General features: G+C 48.0%; 1 protein-coding gene. It reads right to left on the bottom strand.

What is annotated here, in order from left to right; all coding sequences use genetic code 11:
* A partial coding sequence (locus K339_RS33285) for an SdrD B-like domain-containing protein (RefSeq protein ID WP_037300078.1) occupies positions 1–1,149 on the bottom strand: 1,149 nt, incomplete at both ends.

The raw sequence follows: 1,149 nt of genomic DNA, 5'->3' as shown, positions 1-1,149 counted from the left end.
AATTTTCACTTGGTACGTGCCACTTTCCAAATTCGGAAACAAATACAAACCTTGCGCATTCGTTGTGTCAGTCGCTAAAACGGCGCTCGTCGTTGCGTTCAACAATTGAACAATCACACCCGCTACCGCTGGCTCTCCTGAGTCTTGAACGCCGTTGTTGTTTTGGTCTTTCCAAACATAGTCACCAATTGAACCTTTGGGCGAGTACAAGCCTGCGTCAACCGTTGGGTTGTCTTTGGCAATTCCTGTTCCCAACGCATTGATTGTTACCACTTGACTCAAGCCCGTCGTTGGGTTAAAGTCGCTGTCTTTTGTATCGTCACCGCCTAAGTCTTGTTGACTGCTAATCACGCAACCCGCTGGTAAGCTAGTCGTTACGACTTTCACTTGGTAAGTGCCACTCTCCAAATTCGGGAACAAGTACAAACCTTGGGCGTTCGTTGTATCAGTCGCTAAAACGGCACTCGTCGTTGCGTTCAACAATTGAACAATCACGCCCGCAACTGCTGGCTCGCCCGAATCTTGGACACCGTTGTTGTTTTGGTCTTTCCATACATAATCGCCAATCGAACCTTTGGGTGAGTACAAGCCCGCGTCAATCGTTGGGTTATCTTTGGCAATGCCTGTTCCCAAAGCGTTGATTGTCACCACTTGACTCAAGCCAGTTGTTGGGTTAAAGTCGCTGTCCTTTGTATCGTCACCGCCTAAGTCTTGCTGGCTGCTAATCACGCAACCTGCTGGTAAGCTTGTCGTTACGATTTTCACTTGGTAAGTACCACTTTCCAAATTCGGGAACAAGTACAAACCTTGGGCATTCGTTGTGTCAGTCGCTAAAACCGCACTCGTCGTTGCGTTCAACAATTGAACAATCACGCCCGCAACCGCTGGCTCACCCGAATCTTGAACACCGTTGTTGTTTTGGTCTTTCCAAACATAGTCACCAATTGAACCTTTGGGAGAATATAAGCCCGCGTCAACCGTTGGATTGTCTTTGGCCAAACCTGTTCCCAAGGCATTGATAGTCACGACTTGGCTCAAACCTGTCGTTGGGCTAAAGTCGCTGTCTTTCTTATCATCACCGCCCAAGTTTTGCTGACTGCTAATCACACAACCCGCTGGTAAGCTCGTCGTTACAATTTTCACTTGGTA

The organism is Runella limosa DSM 17973, assembly GCF_000482465.1.
In the GTDB taxonomy this organism is placed as follows: domain Bacteria; phylum Bacteroidota; class Bacteroidia; order Cytophagales; family Spirosomataceae; genus Runella; species Runella limosa.
Note: the sequence above shows the minus strand (reverse complement) of the source record. Positions and strands in the feature narration are given on the sequence as shown.